Genomic DNA, 22,215 nt, shown 5'->3' on the forward strand with positions numbered 1-22,215 from the left:
CAGCAAAGCGAAATAACGGGGAGTTGACCCATCGATGGCGACACGTCGGGATGAGCTGAACGCTTACTCCTTCGCGCGCAGGCGCACGGTGGCGGCGTTTCTTCAGCCGTCACCGCACGGTTCGGAAGAGGCGGCACCGCGGCCCCTCAAGACCGTCCTGCCGAGTCTCGGTGTGGCGGCGCTGGTCCTCATCGGATTCGGCGCCTGGGGCATGCTCAGCCCGACCGCTCCGAAGGGCTGGGACCAACAGGGCAAGAACATCCTCGTCGGCAGCGAGTCGACGACGCGCTATGTACTGGTGAAGACCAAGGGCGAGAACAAGCTCAGCCTGCACCCGGTCCTCAACCTGGCGTCCGCCAAGCTGCTGCTGAACGGCGAGAACCCCCAGGTCATGAAGATCAAGGAGTCGGTGCTCGACAACAGCAAGTACCCGATGGGCGCGACCGTGGGGATTCCGTTCGCGCCGGACCGGTTGCCGTCGGCTTCGGACGCGGAGAAGGCCAAGGTCTGGGCGCTGTGCGAGGCGCCGGGCTCGGACGGGCAACCGGTGCGCGCGACGTACGTGCTGGACCAGGGCGACTACGACGACCTGCTGCACAAGGGGAAGAAGGAGCTGAACCAGCGGGAGGCCCTGTACGTCGAGGGCCCCGCCGCGTCCGGCGACACCAGTGGTCCGCGGTACATGGTCACCAGGGACGGGCAGGCCTACCTGCTGGGCGGTGTGGGCTGGAGGCTCCGGGGGGAGGAGTCGATGCAGACGCTGGAACGCGCGGTGTTCGGAGCCGCGACACCGCAGAAGGTCAGCGCGGACTTCATCAAGACGCTGCATGTCGCGGGCGACCTCGACTTCCCCGACCTGGGCGGGGACGTGGGATCGGTGGCGCACGTCGAGGGCCTCGATCCCAACTACTCCAAGGTGGGCCTGATCCTCGAGGCCGATGGTTCCATCGGCGGCAAGAAGCAGCAGTACATCGTGCTGAAGGACAAGGTCCAGGCCGTGTCGGACTTCACGGCGCAGATGTGGCTGCACAGCACCTGGGTGGACGGCGCGTACGGCTCCCAGAAGCCGGCACCGGTGGAGGTCAGGTTCAACGACGTCCAGCCGTCGGGCGGCGAGTGGATGAGCGAGAAGAACTGGCCCGAGGAGCCGGTGACCCCTGCCAACACGCACTGGGAGAAGGGCGGGAACAAGGTCGCGTGCAGCATCTGGCACGGCGGCAAGGACGACCCGCGGACCGGCCAGGACCAGATGACCGTCTGGACCGGCCAGGACTACCCGAAGGACGTCTCCCAGAGCGGTTCGAGCACCTACGTCTCGCCCGGCAGCGGCCTCCTGTTCAAGCGACTCACGGGTGCCGACGCCGGTGGCGGCAGCACCTTCCTCGTCACCGACACCGGCCTGCGCTACTCGGTCCCCGCACGCAACGACAGCTCGGTCACCGGCGGCGAGAAGGCCGACAACAACACCCAGCAGCAGACCAACACCGCCCAGGTCAGGCTCGGTTACGGCAAGATCAAGCCGGTCGCGGTGCCGGCCGCGTGGGCCGATCTGCTGGCGGCGGGGCCGGAGCTCAGCAGTGGCAACGCGGAGCAGGCGCAGGGGTCGTAGGGCAGGCGTCCGCACCGCAACGAGGGCTCTCCTCCAGGCTGTTGGGGCTGGGGGAGGGTCCTCGTGGTGTCTTCCTCGGTCGCCTTCGTTGGCTGCTTTGTTGGCCGCGCGCGTCGCGCGCGCATAGCAAACAACTTGTGAAAAAGGTGAGTTGAGTTCATCGCGATCTTGCTACAGAACTCTTCGGATGTTCGTTCTGTCGGCGGATGCGTCTAGAGTGGTGCCAGACCAGACTGGCTACGCCTGCGGCCCCTCGGCGGCGGTGTGCCGCGTGCGGGTCTACTCAGAACTCCTACGTCTCATGGGGGACACAACATGGCTGGACAGCAGTTCACCATGACCGAGGAGGAGATGGTCGCGTTCAGCGGCAAGATCTCCTCGGTCAACTCCTCGATCCAGGGCGAAATCTCCCGCCTGCAGACCGTGATCGACACGATCACGGGCGGCTGGAAGGGCTCGGCGGCCACCGCGTACAACAACCTGCAGTCGCAGGTGAACCAGGATGCCAACAAGATCAACCAGATCTTGAACGACATCAAGGAAGCGATCGACCAGAGCACCAAGGCCTACGCGGCTTCGGAAGAGGAGCAGCGCGCGTCCATCCAGAACATCGCGGCCTCGTCCCCCTTCGGATGATCGGACCCGTGCGCCGCGGCGCACGTCCGTGACCGACCATCCACACATCCGAGGAGACATAGAAGAGATGTCCGGGCAGATTCTTGTAAATTTCGCCACGATCTCCCAGGCCGCGCAGGACGTCCGCAGCACTGCGGGCAAGATCCGTACGCAGCTTGACGAGCTGGAGAGCGGTGTCAAGCGCATCTCCGCCAGCTGGGAAGGCACGGCGCAGGAGTCCTACCGCGCCAAGCAGGCCGAGTGGGACCAGCGTGCCGCCTCCATGCAGCAGACGCTGGAGGCCATCGCCAAGGCCCTCGACAGCGCCGCCCAGAACTACCAGGCGACCGAGTCGAAGAACGCCCAGATCTGGGGCGGCTGACGTGATCGCTTGATGGGGGCGAGTGCGCTGTCGCGCACTCGCCCCCATCGGCGGTTCACGGGGCGTATGGACTTTTCTGCTCAAAGCTGGTCCATGCGGCCCGTACAGGAACAAAACGGGAGGACGTAAGACAGTGGGATCAGGGGCATCGCGCACCGCGCGTCGAAGCGCCGCAGGCACCGCCGCCGTCGCGGTACTGGCCTGTGGGCTGCCCTTGGCGGGGGCCACACCGATTGCCGCCGCGGAGCGCGTGCGGACCACCTTGGCCGACGACGACGTGCGTTTCCAGGTCGACGACACCAGCTGCTCGTTCCCGTCCGACGTCATCAAGGGAACGCCCTGGTCGCTGCAGCGTGTCGTCCTGGACCAGCTGTGGCAGGACACCAAGGGCAAGAACGTCAAGGTCGCCGTCATCGACACCGGTGTCGACACCGTCAACGCGCAGCTCAAGGGCGGCGCAGTCGCCAACGGCAAGGACTTCCTGCACCCGGGCGGCAACGGCAGGACCGACAAGGTGGGCCACGGCACCAAGGTGGCGGGCATCATCGCGGCCCGGAAGCTCGACGGCACCGGATTCGTCGGCCTCGCTCCGGAAGCGACGATCATCCCGATCCGCCAGAACGACGACCAGGGCAGCGGCAATGTCGGCACGATGATCCGGGCGATCGAGTACGCGGCCAAAGCCGGCGCCAAGGTCATCAACATCTCGCAGGACACCGCTTCGAAGATGGACCCGACGGTCGACGCGGCTTTCCGGGCGGTCATCAAGTTCGCCCAGGAGAAGGACGCCCTGATCGTCGCGGCGGCCGGTAACGACGGTGCGGACGGCAAGATCAAGGAGACCTACCCGGCGGCGTACCCGGGCGTGCTTGCGGTCGCGGCTTCCGACCGCAACAACGCCCGTGCCCCCTTCTCTCAGTCGGGCCCGTTCGTGGGCGTCGCGGCACCGGGCATCGACATGGTCTCGACCGTCCCGGTGGGCGGCAACTGCGTCGACCAGGGCACGAGTTTCGCGGCCCCGTACGTCTCGGGTGTCGCGGCACTGATCCGCGCCAAGCACCCCGAGTGGAGCTACAAGCAGGTCATCACCCAGATCGAGCAGACGGCGGACCGGACCAAGGCGGGCCGCGACAACTTCGTGGGCTGGGGCGTCATCGACCCGGCCGCCGCGGTCAACGACGACACGACGGCGCCCTCGGCCGACGGCCCGAAGCCGGACTCGGCTGGCCCCGCGGGCGACTCGGCCAACGTCCAGGCCGCGACACTGGTCCTCGGTGAGTCCGAACAACAACGGACGGAACGCTACGCGCTGTACGTCCTGGCCGCCGGGTTCGCGTTGGTGCTGCTGCTGTTCGGGGGCGGGCGGGTTCTGAGCGACTGGCGACGTAAGCAGGGTGTGGGTAACAACGTGGAGTCAACGGGGAGCTGAGCATTATGGCTGAGCAGTACAGGGTCGATCTGAGTGAGATCGAAGGCACGATCACGAAGTTGAACGGTGTCCTGAAGGACATGTCGACGTCCAAGGCGAGCTGCCAGAACAAGACGTATCTGCCGAAGGGGGCGCTCGGAACGGGCTTCGGGGAAGCCGAGACGCTGTACACAGCGCATGATCAGATGAAGACGGTCCTTGAGGGTGTCGTCCAATACCTCGAGGACCTGCTGGACGACTTCGGGCAAAAGACGAAGAAGACGCATGACGCGTTCAGCGACGCTGAGGCGGAGAATTACTCCGCGTTCCGAGGGAAGTGACAGGTGTTCTGCTACATGGAGATGAGGGGGCAGTAGCCATGGGCGACAAGGGCATCGGCGACCTGCAATACGTGCCGGCAAACCAGTGCTTTGCGGCAAAGCCCACCACGAAATTTGGGCTTGAGTGTGACATGGACCAGATGAAGGCGATGGTCCAGGGCGCAGACGCGGGAACGGTCCGTTCGGTCGCACAGGGCTGGGCAGATCTCAGCAATGACCTCGTCGGCAGCGGCGGTATCAAGGAGGCTCTTGATACCGCTGTCCAGCACGTCCTGGGCCATTGGGAAGGTCAGAGCGCAGATCTTTTCAGGGAGCGGGCCAAGGAGATCAGTAAAACGCTCACCGACAGTGCCGGGTATGCGGACAACGTCGCGGCGTCCCTCCGTGGCGCGGCTGCGATCCTCTCGCGTGTCAAGGACACGGTCATGGCGATGGAGAAGCCGGGCAAGCTCTCCAGCGCGGCGGACTACCTCGGCGATCTTGGCGACCGGGACGGCGGTCCAGCTGCCGACAACGCCCTTAAGAGCGGAGCCAGTTCGGGAGATGTCCTCGCCAATAATGAGGGCAGCCTGTCGGCGGGGCGAGAGGCTCAGCTCAAGATGGCTGAGCAGATGGAGATTTTGGGGGCGGCTTATAACAGTCGAGCCATGGAGATGGGGAAATGGAAGGGCAGCATTGAGGAGTCCCAGGACTATCCTGGTGATCCTAGTGGCGGCGTTGCCCCGGCTCCCGTGATCGTGCCTACAGGAACCGCCACGCGAAGCCCGCGGAAAGTCTCGGCAGGCAGCGCTCACAGCAGTGGCCAGACGAGCACCATCGGCTCCTCCAAGTCTGTGGCTCCCCCTTCGGGCATTACCGGCGGGGCGCATAAGGCAACGCCGCAGACCCCGAATGTAGGAACAGCGATTGATGGCATCGCCGGTGGACGCGTTGGTACGCCGACAGTCGGTAGCGGGGGCCCTGTCGGCGGCGGATCCGCTGCGGGCGGTGGCATCGGTGGCGGTGCTGGTTTCGTCGGCGGCGCAGTCGGCGGGACAGCGGGAGCGGGTGCTGCTCGCGGCGGCATGATCGGTCGTGCCGCTCGTGCCGGTGGTGCGGGCGCGGCAGGCCGCGCCGGTGCTGGCGGCGTGGGCGGCGCAGGCGCTGCCAAGGGCGCTGCCGGACGTGTCGGGGGCACGACTCGTGGTGGCGTAGTGGGTGGCACACCGAAGTCCGGCACAGGCGCGGGCAGGGGCACTGCTGGCGGCACGGGACTGCACAGTAGTCGCGGTGCTGCAGGAAAGGGGGCCAGTGCTGTCCGCAAGGGCGGCATCGCAGGTGCCCCCAATTCACGCACCGGCCGTCGCAAGGAAGGCGAGCAGCGCGAGGGCGAGCGCCCCGACTACCTGGTAGAGGACGAGGAGACCTGGACTCCGGAGACCAACGCAGCGCCGCGGGTCATCGAGTAGTTCCTTCTGCTCAGTGCTCACCAGCACGTGACAGGATGCGTGGGCGTGGCTTCCGGGCCACGCCCATGTTCGGTACTGGAAGAGGGAAGACGGAATGGCCTTCAGGCAAGCGATGAGCGCGCTGAGCGCCACGGCACTGACTGGCGCGCTGATCCTGACGGCGGCTCCTGCTGCCTCTGCTGACCAGACCAGACGTGACCAGTGGGCGCTCGAAGCATTGCAGGCCGAATCAGTCTGGAAGGTTTCAACGGGCAAGGGTGTCATTGTTGCCCTTATTGACAATGGGGTGAATTCCGATCACATCGACCTAAAAAACAACGTGCTCAAGGGTCGAGATTTCAAGGATGGTGACGATGATCCAAGTCCTGAGGGGAGCAATTCGGGGGCAGGTCACGGCACGGCAATGGCTTCGATTATTGCTGGTCATGGTCATGGCCAAGGAGAAGAAGATGGCATCAAGGGGCTAGCGCCGGATGCGAAGGTTCTCCCTATTCGGTCGGGTACTGATGGTTATGCGGACGCAATCCGCTATGCGGTGGACCAAGGCGCCTCAGTCATCAACGTATCCGAATTTCAGACCCAAGATCTCCCGCAAGACCGAGATGCCGTGGCGTATGCACTCAAGCGCAATGTCTTGATTGTCTCAGGTTCGGGTAATAATGGGAACACCAATATTCAGTTTCCTGCGAAATATCCGGGCGTAGTAGCTGTCGGGGGAGTGGACAGTAGCGGAAAGATTTGGGCAAAATCCAACTATGGGCCGGAGGTCCTTCTCGCTGCGCCCGCTGCTCGCATCGTGCATGCAGGGTGGCCTGGTAATGATAAGCTCAGCATCGGAGATGGAACTTCGGATGCCACCGCCTTTGTTTCTGCCGCTGCGGCGTTGATCCGGGCGAAGTTCCCTGACCTTACAGCTGGACAAATCGCTAACCGACTTGTGAAGACCGCTGTCATCCCCGCATCGGCCAAGGGTATTTCCCTCCCGGACCCGAAGTACGGCTACGGTATCGTCAACCCGCTGGCGGCGTTGACGAAGGATATCCCCGCAGGCTCTCAGTACGGACCGCTCAAGGTTCCAGGGTCTGAGAGCTCTTCCGCTGCATCGAGCACTGATGAGTCCGACGTCGGCTCCGCCGCAGAAAACGAAAAGGCAGACCAGAAGCAAATGCTCTTCTTTGTCGCCCTCGCTGTCGTCGCCCTGGTAGTGCTCGGCCTCATCGTTCTCCTGATCGGGAAGCTGTCCCGGCGAAACAAGAACAACAACGGAGGGCCGGCGGGACCGGCTCCCTACCAGCAATATGGTCAGCAACCCTTCCCGCCCCAGCAGAACCCATACCAACAGGCCGCTCAGCCTCAGCAGAACCCGTACCAGCAGCAGCCCACCCCGCCTCACAGCGATTGGCCGCCGCAGCAGTAGGCCCGGGCATCAGCGGCCCCATCTGATCCGAATATCCGTGGGCGCAATGACGACCAGTTCGTCATTGCGCCCACGGTGCTGTCATGCCGCAGGACGGTCAGACTTCGTATCGTGCGCCGGCTGATCCATGCGAGGCGGGCCTCGTGATCTCCGTGCTCGCTATGGCGGTGCTGTTGTTATCACCGGACGGCGCTCAGTATGTACGTCCTCCTATCCCGGCCGTCGCGCAAGTGTGCGCTCGGGTGACAGCTCTCGTGTACCCGGTCGTACGACGTGACGCGCGCTCAGCGCTCGCCTCTGGATCGCCGGGAGGCGGGAGGACGGTGAGTGAGGACCTTGGACTGTGGTGGGCAGTGCTCGGCGCATGCCGGGCAGCGCCGGCCCCCTGGAGGTCGAATCCCCGTCGCTGACCCAACTTCATTGGCAGCAGGAGTGGTGATCTCCGCTACGAAGTCTTGGAATGAGGCTGTGCAATTCTGAAGATAGGTCAACTCGCAGGGGAAGCCTTGTCGTCGGCTTCAAAGCCGAAGTTGATCTGGTCTCCGTCAACAGAGGAGACGGTGACCGTCACGCCCAGGGTGCTTCCATCGCCCGTCGTCAGTGTGCACCGGGTGGTGGTTCCGGCCTTACCAGTGAGATCCTCGGGGCAGGAGACGTCTGGCGTCGGCTGGCCTGTTGTGGCAGCGAGCTTCTTTGCGAGTGTGGTGGCCAGTTTGTCCGCAGACAGCTTTGGCTCAGACTTGTCGACGTTGACCGAGGCCGAGCAGCCGACGAGCAGCATGCTGAAGGTTACGGCCGAAATGACTGAAGTTGCTACGAACAGTCGGGGCATGGTCATGGGGGCTCCGATATAGGTGATCGAGGAAGAAAGAGGCGCGAGAAGCATACTTGTCAGTTGAGAATTAGACTGAACGGAGGAGTTGCTCCATGCGCTCTTCACTTGAGCTGACCTGACATCGGCAGCCTGGATTCCACCAAAGGCGCCTATTTTTGTGAAAACGCCGCCTACGGCGAAGGGTGCTTCTACGAGAAAGCGGATGCTTCCAGAATTCTCACAGCTTGCCGGAGATGACAGCCCGCCAGATCCAGCCGGACTTCAGGACGACAGTCTGCAGGGGATCTTTCAGGTCGTTGCTGTCGAAACTGAACGCCTCTTCTCGGTTGCCTTCCTCGTTTCTGCTGAGCGTCCGCTGCTTTGAGACGGTCCTCACCTGACCACGCTGCACCTCGGCTGCCACGGCGAGCCGGGGTGTGTCGCCGACCCAGTCGACCTCGAATTGCTGGTCGAGGGTACGAACTTCGTTCTTCTCCGGGACCAGACGCATATGGACCTTGAACACCCGGCTCAGCTGAGTGCGAACGAAGAAGGTTCGCCAGGCGGGTTCCAGGAGACGCCATTCGGCCACCAGGTCCGCGCCCTCCTCGTGGCCGGCCCGGACGACGTATGGAACGTCAGGACCGTTGAGGCTGAGCAGAGCCGCGTGAACCTCATCGGCGGAAAGCGGGGTGATGCCGTCGGCGGGGCGCATCGTTCCGGTCAGCTTGTCGAAAAGTCCCATGATGTCAATCTATGAGGGTGCGGATTGCAGGTGCAAGGTCGACTGCGGCTACGATACCGCCCTGGTTCCCGGCCGGACCGTGCGCACGAAGTCTTCGAAGTCACCCACCACGGCCTGGTGTTGGGCCGCGGTGGATGTCAAGACCAGCCGGATCACTGCCCTTTTGTGTGGATCTGCGACGTCCAGCAGACACAAGTACGCCTGAGTCTGGACGAGGTCGCGAGGCACGCCGCTGACAGTGGCAGCGATGGCCAGTTTCTGGATGAGGCCGGGTACCTCCTTAGAGCCCATCTCGCGCCGATCGGTGATTTCGACCACTGCACCGGCCTTCCGCACCCGTGCCACCGAACCGTCGGCGATTTCGCGAAGCGTCGCCGAGTCCGGGAGATACTCGCCGTCGATCGTGATGTTCGCGGTGAACCCGGCGTCCGGCTGGGGATGCAAGGCGATGAACGCCGTATCAGGCGCACCCACCTCGTCGGGCGGTGCAGCACGCCAGCCGTGCGGCAGCTCGAACTCGATCGCTACGGGCAGAGTCGTGGCCATCTCGGTCTCTCCTTGCTACTGCTGGGTACCTGGGGGCTATCACCGGTGTGCCCAGGCTGAGTGGGGCTGCGGAATCCGGCGTCAGAACAGACGGCCAAGCCCGTCGGCGATGTCACCAATCGTGTCTCCGACCTTCCCCGGGTTGACGGTGAACTCATAGCCCACGGCGCCACCCAGGCCCAGAGCGGCACCGTAATGCGTATCGATCTTCCACTTGCCGTCTTCGGTCTTACCGAGGGCCGCCTCCGCTTCATAGCCGATACCGGCCCAGCCCTCTGCCGTCGCGCCCGCTGCGATACCGCCGACATCCGCTCCCACGGCGCCGCCGCCCTTCGCCCCGGCAAACGCGTCCGTGGTCAGGGTCAGTCCCTCGCGATTGGCAGTTGCAGTGGACGTCACCTCGGCGCCCGCCTTGCCTTCTGCCCGGCCGTAGACACCGACGGGGCCGACATAGGCGCTGCCCTTGGCCGAGGCCTCACCGCCTGCGAAGGCACTGGCGCCGCCCTGGCCCCCCTCGTTGTTGAAGCCGCTGTTCAACCCTGCCTTGGCTCCGGCGTACGCCTCGGCCTCCCCCGCGAGTTTGAAGATGCCGTTGGTGAGCGAGCCCTCCGCGCTGGCGCGGCCGAGGTCGGCATGCGCCTCGGCCTCACCCAGGCTGCCAGCCCCGGTGTCGGGGCCGTTGGCCGATGCTCCGACGCCGAGGCCAGAAGTTTCGGCCTTGCCCTCAGCGATCCAGCCGTCGGTCTTCACCTTGGCGTCCTTCTTCTTCAGTTCGGCCGCGCGGGTCGTGGCGGCATCATCGAGGGAGACGACGACCTTCGAGTTGAAGTCACTTCGGCTTGTGCCGAGGTCGCGGCGCAGCGCCCAACAGGCTGTCTCGTCGGCGTCGGCGGCACGCTGTAGGACGGCTTCGATACGGCGGACGAAGGCGTCGCATGCCTGCTGCTGTTCGCGGATGAGGGCCTGGCCTTCGGGGTCGTGACGGGCACCGGCGTCCTGGGAGAGGTTGTGGCGTGGACTGACGACGCCGGTGGCGCTGACGTGCAAGTCCTGATTCGGGGCGTCGACGTCGGCGAGATGATGGAGGTCGGCCTTGGCTCTTTGGAGCTCTGCATGGAGTGAGGCAAGGACACCGGCGATGCCCTTCGCCTCGTTGTGAGCGTCTTCGAACTCCTGGTGGGCGACGCGTACGTCGTTGTTCGCCTTCCCCGCCGTCAGCACGGGCTGGGTCCAGCCGGCCCTTCGGAAGGGCCGAACCACCTGGTCACCGTACGAGGTGTGCAGATCTTTGAACTTGGTGGCCGTCTCCTGCCAGCGGCCAGCGGCGGCTTTGAGGTTGCTGAGGTTGAGGTGGTACAGCTGCTCATAGGTGGGCATTGCTGCGGCGATTCCCCCGTGGCGTTATGTGTTTGTCGGACCGGTGGCTCTGGTGGCTGATGGATCTGGGGCTGGCTCAGCCGAACGGGGAGGGCTTGCTGGACAGCGAGTGCATGGCCTGCGTGTTCGTCTCTTCGGTGCGCTGATAGAGCATGCCTGTACCGCCGCATTGACTGGCGAGGCTGTCGCAGTTGGTTGCGAGCGCAGATACCTGACTTGACCAGACCTCCGCCAGTCCGGTCAGGGTTCCGCCCAACCCACCATCCCAGTTGCCGCTGTCGAAGTCCCTGGACGCCGAGCGGGTTTCGTCCACGGGGTGAGCGCCGACGGTTCGTGTTCGACTCGCCATCTCGTGCGCGCCGACGCCAGCACGATTCAGGGCTACCGGATCGTCGATGCCCGTTCCGATTGACATGATCTATCCCTAATGTCGACTCTTTTAAAGATGGTGCAAAAAATCTAGTCAAGTGGTGCGGATTTGTCAGTGGCGAATGGGTGAAGCTATTACGGTAATGCTCGGTGCTTTTCCGCGAGTGGAGCCGAAGCAGATTCCTCAAGCCCGCTGGCACGCCGGGCCCGCTGTTGTGTACGACTGGTCACCGAAGTTGGCAGAGAAAGGCGTTCTAGGCGTTGTGGCTGAATATAAGCGCGGAGCCGGCCGGGAGCTTGCTGTCGCGGACGGGGAGTGCGGCGGCGAAGCCGTAGGTGACCTCCACGCGGTTTCCCTGCCCGCCGCTGTAGCTGCTCGCGCGCCACACTGCTTCTGCGAAGGCGGTCGGCATGTGGTCTTCACGGCTCAAGTCCGGTACTCCTTCGCGATGCGATGGATCAGCGCGAGTGATTCCGTTGGCGGCAGTGCAGTGGTGCGTGCGTCGTCGAAGAGAGCGCGGCAGTAGGCTACTTCAGGCTCCTGCTCCCCCCAGATGTTGCCCGACGGGATCTCTGTGAGTACGAGATCGAGCGAAGCGACTCGTGGGAAGCTCAGCACTAGATACGGACCGAACATACCTGAGTGTGCGCCGCGCGCGTCCAACTTGCTGGCGTAGAACCCCTTCGGCCAGGACCGCCCAGAGTTCGAGGGGCGGCCGTGTCTGTCAGGCGTCGCTGACGGGCAAGCCGTACCTCGACGAACTGGTCGATCTGCTCTGCCGTCTGCCAAGCGCGAGACGCGACTGTCACCGCGCGCCCGTACTCGGCCGTCTGCAAGAGCCAGGGAACGAGCTGGACTTCGTACGTCCGACCGCGCTCGCAGATGGCTTCCAACTTGCCTTGAAAGTCGTCAAGATCCCGCTGAACGTGTTAGAAGCGGGATCGAAGGCCGCTGACTCGCTCAAGCGAGCCGACGACATCGTCGCCGCTGTCGGGGGCAGCGCCGTGAGGACCGTCGAGGAACAAGGCATGCGAGCCTTCGGTGTCGCTGGAGGCAAGATCGACGATCTGGGAGTTTCCGTGCCCCGGCACTCCGGCGACGCCAACCTGTACCGGGCCGCGAGCAGAAAGCTCGGCGGCGCGCTCGACCAGGTGGTGCCGACACTTGTGGAGCAGAATACCGGGGTGTCAACAAGGTCTTCCACTTTGACCCTCAGCGCGTGGATTTCCGTATCGCCTACGCCCAAGCCGTTCTGCATTCCAGGGACCGCTGAGCGGCGGACGCCGAAGCTGCGGGAGGCCGGGGAAACGCAGACCGCGTTGGCGGCGTCGTATCTGGGTGGACCAGCAGCGACTGCGTCTCGACGTCCGCGTTCTGGCTGTGCAGTCGGTACATCTCCCAGCAGTGCTGGTGTGCCGTACCTCCCCCGATGATCTCCGGGTCGCTGTGGCGTCGCCGCCGGCGGATTCGCGCCTGCGCTCGCACACTTGCACGCCCGAAGCGCACCGGATACAGGTGGCCGCGCACGTCGGCATGTCGGTGCTCGTCTCCGCAGCGGGCGGCAATCGCGACGGGTTGGGTGGAGTGTCCGTGTCGAAAGGGTGAAGGATCCGCTGCGATGTCTTTCCTTGCCGGATTTTCGCTTGTCTTTCGCTGTTTGGATCGTGTGAGGGGATTCCGCTAGGCTGCGACGGCTGATCGGGTCCCAGGTGTGACGCCCCGAGGTGCTCGGGCTGCAAGTCCGCCCAACTGGAGCCGAGTTGGGGTGCAGAGCGCCCCCTTGCTTGAATGGTCAAACCATGTTCGTCCGCAATTGAAATTCATCACGGGGGTTTTCATGCGCATGCATGTCCAGTCCGTTCGGCGTGCCACTGCTGCGCTGGTTTGCGCACTCGCGTTGACGTCGCTCACGGCCTGTAATGACGACAGCGATACCGCGCAGTCCGCGGCTGCCGGGTCCACGCCGTCCAAGGGGGCCGACGCCAGTCCCGCCGCGAAGGCGAACGGTATCGAGAAGCTCTCCGCGAAGGAGATCTACGACACCGGCATGAAGACCAATGCCCAGGCGGGATCCTTCCACGAGAAGATGGAGCGCGAGGGCACCAAGAGTGATCTGCGGCTCTCCGCCACGGAATGTGTCGGCACCGTCGAAATCTCGGAGAAGGGTTCCTTCGAGATCATCCGCAAGGGCAACGACATCTGGGCGAAGCCCGATTCGGCCTTCGCCAAGGGCTTGAACTCCGCGCTCGGGGAGAGCGCGTTCTCCACCGAGAAGTGGACCCATGGCACGTCGAGCAACGCGCTCATGGCGAAGCTCGCCAGCTGGTGTCACCAGGAGCAGCTCAGCGCCCCCGACACGCTCGACGCCGGCAGCAAGGTGACCAAGGGCAAGGCCGCCACAGTGGACGGTCAGCAGGCGGTGCCGGTCGTCCTGACGGAGAAGGGGGAGTCCGTCACGTGGTACGTGGCGACCACCGGTAAGCCGTACTTCATCAAGCAGGACAGCACCCGGGACGACATGCAGGACCTCACGGACTCTGACTTCGGCGGGTCGGTGGGGGCGAAGGCGCCGTCCGGGGCGGTCGTGGAGGCGCCCGCGGCCTGACCTTCGGGGAGCGGTGAACGGCTCGGTGGGCAGCTGCCCGCCGAGCCGTTTCGCGTTCGCGTCTTACGGTCCGGTGAACGGTGGTCCACGCGAAGGAAGATCCGGTATCTTCGCCCTGCTTGATTGGCATGTCCTTGCCTACGTCGCCGAGCGCGAGACTCGGCCGGAGTGGGCGCCTCACGTCGTACGGATGCAACGAAATCCGTGTGTGAGTGAGCGGACCGGGCATGCCCACCACTTTCACAACGGGGATGGGACAAGGGATGAGTACTCCCTTCGATGGGCCACACCAGGGCGGCTCCACTCAGACGCGGCTGAACTCCGTGCCCGCAGAGGGCGGTGGCGGGGGCGGCGGTGGCGGTACGAACGTCGACACCCAGCGTCTCGACCAGGCTGCCAACGCCCTCGTCGAACTGCGCGGTGACACCGAGAACGTCGACAACGGCGCCGACGACGACTGCCTGAGCGCATCCCGGGGGCTGAACAAGCACAGTGCCGGGGGCATGGCCGAGGCGGGCTCCTGGGCCACCGCCGGTTCCCTGGTGACCATGGACGTCCGCTGGGGTTCCCAGGTCCTCAACCTCAAGAGCCTGCTCCAGGACATCAGCGACAAGCTCCACACCACCTCGGGCCACTACACCAGCACCGAGCAGGAGGAACAGGCCCGGCAGCGCTCGATCAGCACGCCCTTCGGGTGAATGGGGCCGCCCGGGCCGACGTCGTCGCACCGCCCGGGTGAGCCCATCGAGTCGGACCGGAACCACCTCACAAGGAGCAGTCGCACATGGTGTCCATCCCCTACCTCGACAAGGCCGACCTCGGCCCGCTGGCCGACGCCGCCGCGTCCTGGAAAGCGTTGCCGGCCAAGTACGACGCGTTGCAGCGGGAGTTCGAGCAGCGGGTCATCAACCACCTCAAGGGCCACTGGGAGGGTGACGCGGCCGAGGCGGCCTTCGTCACCATGGGCAAGGCTCGTACGGAGTACGAGAACGCCGCCACCGAGGCGGAGCGCATTGCCAAGCTGCTGCTGGACGCCCACGGCGAATTCGCCGCGTCCCAGAAGCAGTTGCACGCCTTGCTCGACGAGGCCCGCAACGACCACTACAAGGTCTACGACGACGGGCGCGTCGAGGACGTCGATCCGCGGCAGGACAGCCCGACCGCTTCCGCCTCGCCGGGTCTCGCCGAGGAACGCAAGAAGAAGCTGGACTCGCTCGTCTCCCGGCTGACGCGGGTTCTGGAAGTGGCCACCGCCGCGGACGAGGCCGCCAGTTCGGCTCTGGAACGTGACGCGAACGGTGACAGCCAGTCCTTCAACACCAGCGTCTACACCACCCTCGACTCCGTCGAAGCCGACCAGGCGGCCGCCCTGATGAACAAGAAGGGCCGGCTCTCCGACGCCGAGATCACCAAGCTCAACCTGCTCCTCTCCGCCAACAAGAACGACCCGGAGTTCTCAAGGGACTTCGCGGTCAAGACCGGCGGCGAGAACATGCTGAGCAAGTACAACGAGCTCATGAGCCCGCCGGCCGGCACCACCCTCTCCAAGGCGCAGCTGGCCCAACTCAAAGAGCTCAAGGCGAACCTGGGCACCACCATCGGCACGGCCACCACGTCGGACGACAACGGGAAGCCCGACAAGGACATCACCAAGTTCCAGAACGACCTGCTCAAGGCGGGCCAGCGCGACTTCAACGCCAACCCCACCGAGTCGCCGTACGGCCTCAGCGGCTACCAGCTCACCAGCAGCCTGATGAGCGAGGGCAAGTGGGACAAGGACTTCCTCCAGGACTACGGCGACGCGCTGATCACCGCGGAGAAGAACGGCGCCAACGCGGGGCAGAACCCGGACGCGTACTGGGGGTACCCGCGCACGCTGGGTACGACCAACATCGGGGCGCTCGACCCGATGGCGGGGTACATGGACGCCCTGGGGCACAACCCGGAAGCCTCCACTGAGTTCTTCGGCTCGGAGACTTCAGTCAATGGCGAGAAGGTCGATCACCTCGACTACCTGATGAAGGACCGGCATTGGCCCGACGGCGCGGCCTACACGGGTGACTCGAAGAACCCCAGCGGTTACAACAATCTCGGTCATGCTCTGGAATCCGCCACCACTGGCCACGCGTACGACGCCAGCCCCTCGGCGGACACCCCGGCTCACAACGAGAAGCAGGCCGCCCTCATGAATGAGATCGTCCATGCCGTTTCCAGGGACGACGCGTTGGCTCACGACGGGATGCAGGACAGTTTGGGCCGGATGGCCGGTGAGTACATGCCGGACATTCACCAGACAATGACAAATGACCAGTCTCACAATCCTGACGGGCCCGACAACAAGGAGCAGATCTATCCGATCTCGGGCACTGCGGCTGGCTTCGAAGAGCGGGACATCTCACGCTTCCTCATGACTGTTGGCAAGGACCCGGACGGTTATGCGGCAATCAACCTCGGCGAGAGCGCGTACACATCCAACCTCATCGACTACCACCTCCAGCACCCCGAGGCCTTCGAAGGGACCACAGACACCGCACTCAGGGAGATCGCTAGGTCCTCCGGCGAGGTCCAGGGCAGCATTGCGATCGGCAGACGGGAATCGGATATCGGAGCCGGCGCGGAGGCCGACAAGGCATACAACGACGCCATGGGGCGTGCGGGCAGCTATGCGGCGGGCATCGTGGGCACCGGCATCGGTGTCGGCACCTCCTTCATCGCCACGCCGGCCGTCGGTGCCGGAGTCGGTGGTATCGCAACCACGGTCACCGGTGATCTCATCAACCAGATCGTCCAGGGAACCGAACGGGACACCAAGGGGGACACGGTGTATGCCAGCGGCGGTGACTGGGAAAACGCGAAGTCTTCCGCCACGGCGGTTCTGCAGGATGCCTACCGAAGTTCCGCAGAGGCGCAGGGGCAAGGTCATGTTGCCGACTACCAGAATATCTTGGCCAACGAGGTCGAGGTAGGTTTCCATTCGGCCGACAGCAATTTGGATGGATACGGTCAGGACAAGAGGGGTGCATCGTAAGGCTGACCGGGGTGCTCGGGCGTGACCTGAGGGCCACCGACAGTGCGTTCAGGTTCGGCCGTTCGTAGCGCAGATAGGGATTGCGGAAAATGAAATGGGAACATCGGTCTCTTCTCCGAGGGAACGTGAAGCGTCGACTGATCGGTTTCGCCGTGACGCTCGCCGTGCTGGGGGCCGGTTGGTACGGATTTCAGCTCCAGTACCCAGCTGCCAAAACCGGGCGAGCCTGTAGCGGGATGCTTTCGGTCGACCCGGTACTGGACCTTGCCGGGAAGTCGCAGCTGTCCCTGCTCGGTCTGGGCTTCGATGTTTCCAGTTGGCAATTCGATGTTTCGGACGATGTGGAGGAGCCAGCCGGCCTGGCGACGAGGTGTATCGTCGATGGCGTCGAGATATCCATCGAGACCACGGCCGGCGCCCACAACGCGTATGGCGTCTACACCTTCCAGCGCGACCAGAATTCCTTTTCCATGCCCTTGAACGCGGGTTGGCAGGGCCTCATGGCCACCGATCGTGACGAAGCCACTGCGTCGGTGCTCCTCAGCTGTAAGAACTGGACGCAGAAAGAAGGCAGCGGAATTCTCGTTGCGGCTGACTCGCCGTACGACGTCGAGGTCACGGAGGCCATACGCCTCAAGCTTGCCCGTGCCGTCACCGGGACAGCACAGCGCGCGGCGGAAAAGACCGGCTGCGTGACGGAACTCGGTGACGAGGGAAAGCTCACCGCTCCCCCTGCCACCGCCCGGACCGTGTTGGCCGACGATGCCACCGGGACCTGCAAGGGAATGACGTCCGAGTCCAAGGTGCAGGAGACCGACGCGGCAAGGTCACCAGTGGAAGAGTGCGTACTCGTCGGCGGTCTGCAACTGACCGCCGAATACGGCCCCTTCAGCGACAGGTCCGACGCGGTCGTCAACGGCAAGTACGGCGGCCACGACACCCCCTCGGGGGTCGACAGGTCCACGGCCTGGACGTCGGCCACCTGCCAGGGCGCCCTGGGCATCGGTTACTACCACGCTTCGCCGGTCGAGGGCAGCGACCGGAAGTTCACCTCGGACCCGCTCACGAAAGAGGAGCGCGCGGATCTGGAGCACTTCGCGAAGCAGTCTGCGGCTCGCCATGGGTGTGGCGCACCGGCGGCCCTGCCCTCTTGAAGCACGGACGTTGAATCACAGGCATTACGGGGGATTTCAGTGGTCCAGAGTTCTTGGCGGCCGGGCAAGCCGCTGCTCATAGGGCTGCCGCTCGTGCTGTTCGTCGGCGGAGTGGTCGGTCTTTTCCTCGCCCAGGGCCCCGGCGGCGGACATAAGGCGGCGAATCGGGCGCAGTTGAAGAGTGCCTGCGGCGGACTGCTGCCGTACGGCGATCTGCGGAGTCTCGTACCCGACGAGGTCGAGGGCGAGGTGAGTCAGTACGGCACCGTGCTGGAGCCCGGCGAGGAGAGCCGTTCGCTCGTGAACTGTGCCGTGACGTGGCCGGGGCACGGGTCGGTGCGGGTGCGGGCTGCCGCGCTCGTGTCGCCGATGCCGATGTCGGTGAAGGTCGAGGACATCATGGCGGGCGCCGAGGAGGAGTCGTACGAGGTGCCCGGCGTCACGGGCAGAGCGGGTGCGGACGGGAATGCGTGGATCGTCGCCGAGTGTGCCGGTGGGCTCGACAGCCAGGTGCGCGAGGTGTCCCAGATGTATGTCACCGCCGATGTCGACCTGTCCGTATCCGGCAAGGGGAAGCAGGGCCGGGACCTCATGGGCTTCCGTACCGCCGTTCATGTCGCTAACGGAATCACCGGCAGACAGAAGTGTGGGGGTTCCCCGCTCGCGGAGCCCACGCGGATCATCGACACCTACGAGGCCGACGTCACCGCGGATCCTGACGGCAGCAACATCAGGACCGTACGGGTCGACGAGCCGGGACTGGGTGCGAAGAAGTGCCGTGGGCTCGGCAGGCGCACCGGCTTCCCGGGGAACTGGACCGCCGTCGGCGACCTTCAGAACTCCCGGCTGCTGAACGTCTGCACGGCCACCACCCTGGACCGTAAGGACTGGACGGAGACCGATCCGATGCCGCGGGACGCGGTCACCGACGTCTCGGCCGCGAGTTGGGCCGGAGGAGTGGGCCGGTCAGCCGTCGAGCAGTATGACTACACGGGCGACAGCTACGGCTTCCAGGAAGGGCGCCGTACGAAGACCATCAGTGAGGGCGAGCCGAGCGAACTCGCTCTGTGGGCCAGGTCGACGTGCGCCGCGGGCAGCACCTACCACCGTGTCACGGTGAACATGAAGACCGGCGCACTCGACGAGCGCACGCTCAGCGAAGCGCAGCGGACCGCCTACTCGCACAACGCCCGCAAGCTCATGGACGCCTATCTCACCGATCCCGACGGCTGGCCCCGACAACAGCGGTGCCACGACAGCGAGATGCTGGGAGAGGTGGAGGGATGGCAGTGAGACGGATCGTCCTCCGGGTGGTGGCCAGTCTGGCCGCCGCGGCCGTCGCCGTCGCCGGATTCCTGTTCGTGCACGGGGATTTCCAGCGATGGAAGGACGAGTCGGCGCTCGACGGCGCCTGCGACGGTCTTCTCGACCGGGATGTGGTGCGTGACGTCCTCGGGCCGGGAGCGGTCGATGTCGAGAACACGGAGCGGACCGACATGGGCCTGGTGCGGTGCGAGGTGCAGATCGACGGTGGCGGCAGCGCCGACATCCGAGTCCTCGACACCGCCTACGTGGGTCGGGACCGCCTGGCCTCCCTCTACACGGGGCCACCCGGAGAGGCGGCACTCGCCGTGCCGGTCGGGCAGGGCTGGACAGGACTCTTCGGGGCGCGGCCGAAACATGTCGGCGACCCCTTCGACACGAACGAGGCCGAGGACGTCACCGTGAGCCTGGTCCTCGGGTGCGCCGGAGCCAGCCGTACCAAAGGCCTGTCCGTCACCGTCGAGACCACGCTCGACAAGACCCTGGACGACCCGGCGAACCGACCGGAGTTCGCCAGGATCGCCACGTCCACTGCGGCGAAGGCGTCGACGGCACGCCGCTGCGGTGCCCGACTCGGGAAGCCCGTACGCAGTCTCGGCCTGCCGGTGAACGAGACCGAGTACCGGCCGCTCGGCACGGCGGACGGGACCTGCTCCGGCATCAACGTCGGCCAGGGCGTGTCGGTTGCCATCGAGACCGAGCGCGGGGGAGCGCCGTACGAAATGTGCCGGCTGGCGGACGCGGACCTCGGCATGCGCTACGTCCTGGTGGCCCGATTCGGCCCTTACGCCGAGGAGGAGTTCGCGGACAACCAGGAGTACGACGGGGAGGACGTGCCGTCCCCCGACACTCCTGCGCATGATCGCCGACCCGGCGACCGGACCGGCTGGACGACGGCCAAGTGCTCCGACGGCCAGGCCCTGTTCACCCTTGAGGTCGCCGACGGGCGCGACGGCGACGGGCCCGACGAGACTGTGAGTTCGTCCGGACTTGCCTACGAGCGAGCCGCGTTGACTGCCTTCGCCGAGCGCTCGGCGAAAGCCCACGGCTGCTCCGCTCCGGTCAGGTCCTGACGACGTTTTCTCCGGGTGGGCCGGGTCAGCTGCTGCCCATCTGCCGCAGTGCCGGCTCCCATGCCGCTCACCTGGCCTCAGGGGCCGACGGCGGTCATCGTGCAGTCGTGGTTCTCACCCTCCCAGCGCAGGATCGCGGACGCCTGATGATCGCCGTTGTAGGCGGTGACATGGAAACGGTCGGGGACCAGGTAGCCGCTCATCGGCTCCATCCAGGGGAAGGGGGAAGGTGGGTGGGGGACTGGGAGGTGTTTTCGGGGCGACGGTTCGTAGTGGGGGTTGGCCATCCCTTCTCCCCTTGAACCGTCGGGGAGGATCTCCCAGGCTCCCTGCACGTGCCTGCGGTCGACGGTCCACACCGCGGATCCGAAAGAAGTGGGTCCAGCTGACAGGGAGTTGACGCCGTCCCTCCATCGTGTGCTGGTACGTGACTCTTCGATCGGCGTGCGGTTGCGGAAGTGCAAGTCCAAGGTCGTCGAGGGATGAGTGCACGGAGCGGCGTATGTCTGGTGACTTCTATTTAGATCCGCAGGAACTGGCGAAGCTGGCCGGCGCGTTCGATACGCGGGCTTATGACCTGGCGAGTGAGGTCAGGGCATTTCAGGGTACGACGGGCGCGGAGCAGATCCATGACGGCTTCGGGTTCTTGACGGAGTCCGAAGTGGTCACGTCTGCCTATGTGGAGTTGGCCGTAGGGATGGTCGAATCGTTGGGGAATCTGGCTCGCCACTTCGATGCGGTGAGCCAGGCTCTCAAGGACAACGCGAAGAATTCCCAAGCGTCGGACGAGGCACTCGCCGGTCTGTTCAAGGGTGGGAAGACATGAGCGAGGAGAGCGTCGCCGAGAAGGTCTACGAGGCCGGGATCGAGGTCGTGAATCCCGGTGGCCGTCCGGATGTGCTGCGTGCGGCGGCCAAGGGGTGGCGGACCATGGGGGAGGAGCTCGGGGAGGCTTACGGCGGGCTCGACAGGAGGGCGCGGGGCGTACTCGGTGAGCATTGGCGGGGGGAATCCGCCGAGGCCTTCCGTGAGTATTGGGAGAAGGTCGGGGGAGCGGTCGAGGAGACTCTGCCGCTTTTCGAGCAGGCGGCCAAGGGGCTTGAGGAGGCGGCCGACAACATCGAGGAGATCAATGATGAGATTCATCAGATCTACCTTGAGATCGGTGTATCCATCGCCGCGTCCGCCGCGCTCTCCTTTGTCACGCTGGGCTTTTCTGCGGCTGCCGGAGCTGCCAACGCACTTCGCCTGGCCGCGCAGGCCGCCGATGCCGCGTCGAAGTTGGGCCGGCTTCTCAGCGCTGCCGCTCGTGTGTTTCGGTACGTCCGCGGGCTGGCCAGGGAGGGGAAGGGGTGGCGGCTGGTTGTCGAGCTCGGCGCGCAGTGGGGTGCGGGGACCGGCACGGGGATCGCGACCAACCTGGCCATGGGCAAGGACGCCGAGTTCGCCAACAACGCCGTCAACGGAGTGGTGGGAGCGCTGGGCGGGAAGTACGGGTCTGGCCTGTTGGCACAGAGGCTGGGTGGAGGTATGTGGGCGAGCGCCGCCGACGGTGCGGCGGTGGGGGCTGCCTCGTCGGTCGTCGGCGACACCCTGACCAACCTTCACAGCAGGGATCGGTTCGATGCCTCTCAGATGGCGCTCGGAGCCGTGGCCGGAGGGCTGACCGGGGGCTCCGGGAGCGTTGCCGTCCACCGAGCCACGGATGGACGGACGCTCTCGGCGGCACACCAACTCGTAGGGGATGTGGCCACCAATGCTCCCATCAGCATCGGACTGGGAGCAGGAGGCAACATCTCCAAGGACATCGACGGGGTGGCCAACGGCAATCCCAATGCCGAAGAGGGTAAGGACAAGCCCGGCGCGGTCGCTGACGCGAAGAGGGACGCGAGCGAGGACGCCGGCGCCCTGCGGGGGCGGCCCGATCCACAGAGGTATGGAGCGTTCGGGTGAGCAGTGA

24 protein-coding genes are annotated in these 22,215 nt (G+C 65.2%); 15 read left to right on the forward strand and 9 right to left on the reverse strand.

The window, feature by feature from the left end:
* Positions 1–34 precede the first annotated feature (34 nt).
* The 7 genes from eccB to QF027_RS34700 all read left to right on the forward strand — a co-directional run bounded on the left by eccB (position 35) and on the right by QF027_RS34700 (position 7,220).
* Positions 35–1,609, forward strand: a complete 1,575-nt coding sequence (eccB, locus tag QF027_RS34670) for a type VII secretion protein EccB (protein WP_306975695.1) — start codon at positions 35–37, stop codon at positions 1,607–1,609.
* Positions 1,610–1,924: 315 nt separating this feature from the next.
* The gene (locus QF027_RS34675) at positions 1,925–2,245 is read left to right on the forward strand and encodes a WXG100 family type VII secretion target (protein ID WP_007385064.1); all 321 of its coding nucleotides are present in this window, start codon (positions 1,925–1,927) and stop codon (positions 2,243–2,245) included.
* A 67-nt stretch (positions 2,246–2,312) separates the two neighbouring features.
* Positions 2,313–2,606: a WXG100 family type VII secretion target gene (locus tag QF027_RS34680; protein WP_057616722.1), complete on the forward strand. Its 294-nt coding sequence runs from the start codon at positions 2,313–2,315 to the stop codon at positions 2,604–2,606.
* A 133-nt stretch (positions 2,607–2,739) separates the two neighbouring features.
* Positions 2,740–4,035, forward strand: coding sequence for a type VII secretion-associated serine protease mycosin (gene mycP / locus QF027_RS34685; RefSeq protein ID WP_373432449.1), 1,296 nt, complete (start codon positions 2,740–2,742; stop codon positions 4,033–4,035).
* Positions 4,036–4,040: 5 nt separating this feature from the next.
* Positions 4,041–4,355 (forward strand): hypothetical protein, encoded by a 315-nt coding sequence (locus tag QF027_RS34690; RefSeq protein ID WP_307079040.1) that lies wholly within the window; start codon positions 4,041–4,043, stop codon positions 4,353–4,355.
* A gap of 38 nt (positions 4,356–4,393) precedes the next feature.
* Positions 4,394–5,803, forward strand: a complete 1,410-nt coding sequence (locus tag QF027_RS34695) for a WXG100 family type VII secretion target (RefSeq protein WP_307079042.1) — start codon at positions 4,394–4,396, stop codon at positions 5,801–5,803.
* Positions 5,804–5,897: 94 nt separating this feature from the next.
* Positions 5,898–7,220, forward strand: a complete 1,323-nt coding sequence (locus tag QF027_RS34700) for a S8 family serine peptidase (protein WP_307079044.1) — start codon at positions 5,898–5,900, stop codon at positions 7,218–7,220.
* Between the two features lie 487 nt (positions 7,221–7,707).
* Here QF027_RS34700 and QF027_RS34705 read toward each other — a convergent pair whose 3' ends face one another.
* The 8 genes from QF027_RS34705 to QF027_RS34740 all read right to left on the reverse strand — a co-directional run bounded on the left by QF027_RS34705 (position 7,708) and on the right by QF027_RS34740 (position 11,965).
* The gene (locus QF027_RS34705; protein WP_307079046.1) at positions 7,708–8,058 is read right to left on the reverse strand and encodes a DUF4333 domain-containing protein; all 351 of its coding nucleotides are present in this window, start codon (positions 8,056–8,058) and stop codon (positions 7,708–7,710) included.
* Between the two features lie 214 nt (positions 8,059–8,272).
* Positions 8,273–8,779, reverse strand: coding sequence for a hypothetical protein (locus QF027_RS34710; RefSeq protein ID WP_307079048.1), 507 nt, complete (start codon positions 8,777–8,779; stop codon positions 8,273–8,275).
* A 48-nt stretch (positions 8,780–8,827) separates the two neighbouring features.
* Positions 8,828–9,325 carry a hypothetical protein gene (locus QF027_RS34715; protein WP_306975679.1) on the reverse strand — a complete coding sequence of 166 codons (498 nt, stop codon included), beginning with the start codon at positions 9,323–9,325 and terminating at the stop codon, positions 8,828–8,830.
* 81 nt (positions 9,326–9,406) lie between these two features.
* Positions 9,407–10,546, reverse strand: a complete 1,140-nt coding sequence (locus QF027_RS34720; RefSeq protein WP_307079050.1) for a hypothetical protein — start codon at positions 10,544–10,546, stop codon at positions 9,407–9,409.
* A 232-nt stretch (positions 10,547–10,778) separates the two neighbouring features.
* On the reverse strand, positions 10,779–11,117 hold the full coding sequence (locus tag QF027_RS34725; RefSeq protein WP_306975673.1) for a hypothetical protein: 339 nt from the start codon (positions 11,115–11,117) through the stop codon (positions 10,779–10,781).
* Between the two features lie 208 nt (positions 11,118–11,325).
* The gene (locus QF027_RS34730; protein ID WP_306975671.1) at positions 11,326–11,502 is read right to left on the reverse strand and encodes a DUF397 domain-containing protein; all 177 of its coding nucleotides are present in this window, start codon (positions 11,500–11,502) and stop codon (positions 11,326–11,328) included.
* Complete coding sequence (locus QF027_RS34735; RefSeq protein ID WP_307079053.1) at positions 11,499–11,708, reverse strand: Scr1 family TA system antitoxin-like transcriptional regulator; 210 nt, start codon at positions 11,706–11,708, stop codon at positions 11,499–11,501. The genes QF027_RS34730 and QF027_RS34735 overlap by 4 nt, the downstream gene beginning before the upstream one ends.
* Entirely contained in the window at positions 11,690–11,965 is a 276-nt protein-coding gene (locus QF027_RS34740; RefSeq protein WP_307079055.1) for a Scr1 family TA system antitoxin-like transcriptional regulator, read from the reverse strand. Before QF027_RS34740 ends, QF027_RS34735 begins: the two co-directional genes overlap by 19 nt.
* A gap of 1,004 nt (positions 11,966–12,969) precedes the next feature.
* On the opposite strand from QF027_RS34740, the gene QF027_RS34745 reads away from it, so the two are divergent.
* The 6 genes from QF027_RS34745 to QF027_RS34770 all read left to right on the forward strand — a co-directional run bounded on the left by QF027_RS34745 (position 12,970) and on the right by QF027_RS34770 (position 20,255).
* Positions 12,970–13,677 carry a hypothetical protein gene (locus tag QF027_RS34745; RefSeq protein WP_307079057.1) on the forward strand — a complete coding sequence of 236 codons (708 nt, stop codon included), beginning with the start codon at positions 12,970–12,972 and terminating at the stop codon, positions 13,675–13,677.
* 263 nt (positions 13,678–13,940) lie between these two features.
* A complete protein-coding gene (locus tag QF027_RS34750) occupies positions 13,941–14,375 on the forward strand; it encodes a hypothetical protein (protein WP_306975665.1) in 435 nt (144 codons plus the stop codon).
* Positions 14,376–14,461: 86 nt separating this feature from the next.
* Positions 14,462–16,705: a hypothetical protein gene (locus QF027_RS34755; protein WP_307079059.1), complete on the forward strand. Its 2,244-nt coding sequence runs from the start codon at positions 14,462–14,464 to the stop codon at positions 16,703–16,705.
* A gap of 125 nt (positions 16,706–16,830) precedes the next feature.
* Positions 16,831–17,859, forward strand: a complete 1,029-nt coding sequence (locus tag QF027_RS34760; RefSeq protein ID WP_307079061.1) for a hypothetical protein — start codon at positions 16,831–16,833, stop codon at positions 17,857–17,859.
* 39 nt (positions 17,860–17,898) lie between these two features.
* Positions 17,899–19,152 carry a hypothetical protein gene (locus tag QF027_RS34765; protein ID WP_307079063.1) on the forward strand — a complete coding sequence of 418 codons (1,254 nt, stop codon included), beginning with the start codon at positions 17,899–17,901 and terminating at the stop codon, positions 19,150–19,152.
* A complete protein-coding gene (locus QF027_RS34770) occupies positions 19,143–20,255 on the forward strand; it encodes a hypothetical protein (RefSeq protein ID WP_307079065.1) in 1,113 nt (370 codons plus the stop codon). Before QF027_RS34765 ends, QF027_RS34770 begins: the two co-directional genes overlap by 10 nt.
* 77 nt (positions 20,256–20,332) lie before the next feature.
* On the opposite strand, the gene QF027_RS34775 is transcribed toward QF027_RS34770, so the two are convergent.
* Positions 20,333–20,458 carry a hypothetical protein gene (locus QF027_RS34775; protein ID WP_307079067.1) on the reverse strand — a complete coding sequence of 42 codons (126 nt, stop codon included), beginning with the start codon at positions 20,456–20,458 and terminating at the stop codon, positions 20,333–20,335.
* Positions 20,459–20,757: 299 nt separating this feature from the next.
* Here QF027_RS34775 and QF027_RS34780 point away from each other — a divergent pair, with 299 nt between their 5' ends.
* Together QF027_RS34780 and QF027_RS34785 are read left to right on the forward strand one after the other, a co-directional pair.
* On the forward strand, positions 20,758–21,081 hold the full coding sequence (locus QF027_RS34780; RefSeq protein ID WP_307079069.1) for a hypothetical protein: 324 nt from the start codon (positions 20,758–20,760) through the stop codon (positions 21,079–21,081).
* On the forward strand, positions 21,078–22,208 hold the full coding sequence (locus QF027_RS34785) for a WXG100 family type VII secretion target (protein WP_307079070.1): 1,131 nt from the start codon (positions 21,078–21,080) through the stop codon (positions 22,206–22,208). Before QF027_RS34780 ends, QF027_RS34785 begins: the two co-directional genes overlap by 4 nt.
* Positions 22,209–22,215: the final 7 nt, after the last annotated feature.

Origin of the sequence: Streptomyces canus, from assembly GCF_030816965.1 — a bacterium.
GTDB classification, from domain to species: Bacteria; Actinomycetota; Actinomycetes; order Streptomycetales; family Streptomycetaceae; genus Streptomyces; species Streptomyces canus_E.

Coding starts and splice junctions, on each gene's coding strand:
- eccB (WP_306975695.1), top strand. CDS start 35: ATGGCGACACGTCGGGATGAGCTGAACGCTTACTCCTTCGCGCGCAGG.
- QF027_RS34675 (WP_007385064.1), top strand. CDS start 1,925: ATGGCTGGACAGCAGTTCACCATGACCGAGGAGGAGATGGTCGCGTTC.
- QF027_RS34680 (WP_057616722.1), top strand. CDS start 2,313: ATGTCCGGGCAGATTCTTGTAAATTTCGCCACGATCTCCCAGGCCGCG.
- QF027_RS34690 (WP_307079040.1), top strand. CDS start 4,041: ATGGCTGAGCAGTACAGGGTCGATCTGAGTGAGATCGAAGGCACGATC.
- QF027_RS34695 (WP_307079042.1), top strand. CDS start 4,394: ATGGGCGACAAGGGCATCGGCGACCTGCAATACGTGCCGGCAAACCAG.
- QF027_RS34700 (WP_307079044.1), top strand. CDS start 5,898: ATGGCCTTCAGGCAAGCGATGAGCGCGCTGAGCGCCACGGCACTGACT.
- QF027_RS34705 (WP_307079046.1), bottom strand. CDS start 8,058: ATGACCATGCCCCGACTGTTCGTAGCAACTTCAGTCATTTCGGCCGTA.
- QF027_RS34710 (WP_307079048.1), bottom strand. CDS start 8,779: ATGGGACTTTTCGACAAGCTGACCGGAACGATGCGCCCCGCCGACGGC.
- QF027_RS34715 (WP_306975679.1), bottom strand. CDS start 9,325: ATGGCCACGACTCTGCCCGTAGCGATCGAGTTCGAGCTGCCGCACGGC.
- QF027_RS34725 (WP_306975673.1), bottom strand. CDS start 11,117: ATGTCAATCGGAACGGGCATCGACGATCCGGTAGCCCTGAATCGTGCT.
- QF027_RS34735 (WP_307079053.1), bottom strand. CDS start 11,708: ATGTTCGGTCCGTATCTAGTGCTGAGCTTCCCACGAGTCGCTTCGCTC.
- QF027_RS34750 (WP_306975665.1), top strand. CDS start 13,941: ATGAGTACTCCCTTCGATGGGCCACACCAGGGCGGCTCCACTCAGACG.
- QF027_RS34755 (WP_307079059.1), top strand. CDS start 14,462: ATGGTGTCCATCCCCTACCTCGACAAGGCCGACCTCGGCCCGCTGGCC.
- QF027_RS34770 (WP_307079065.1), top strand. CDS start 19,143: ATGGCAGTGAGACGGATCGTCCTCCGGGTGGTGGCCAGTCTGGCCGCC.
- QF027_RS34775 (WP_307079067.1), bottom strand. CDS start 20,458: ATGAGCGGCTACCTGGTCCCCGACCGTTTCCATGTCACCGCCTACAAC.
- QF027_RS34780 (WP_307079069.1), top strand. CDS start 20,758: ATGTCTGGTGACTTCTATTTAGATCCGCAGGAACTGGCGAAGCTGGCC.
- QF027_RS34785 (WP_307079070.1), top strand. CDS start 21,078: ATGAGCGAGGAGAGCGTCGCCGAGAAGGTCTACGAGGCCGGGATCGAG.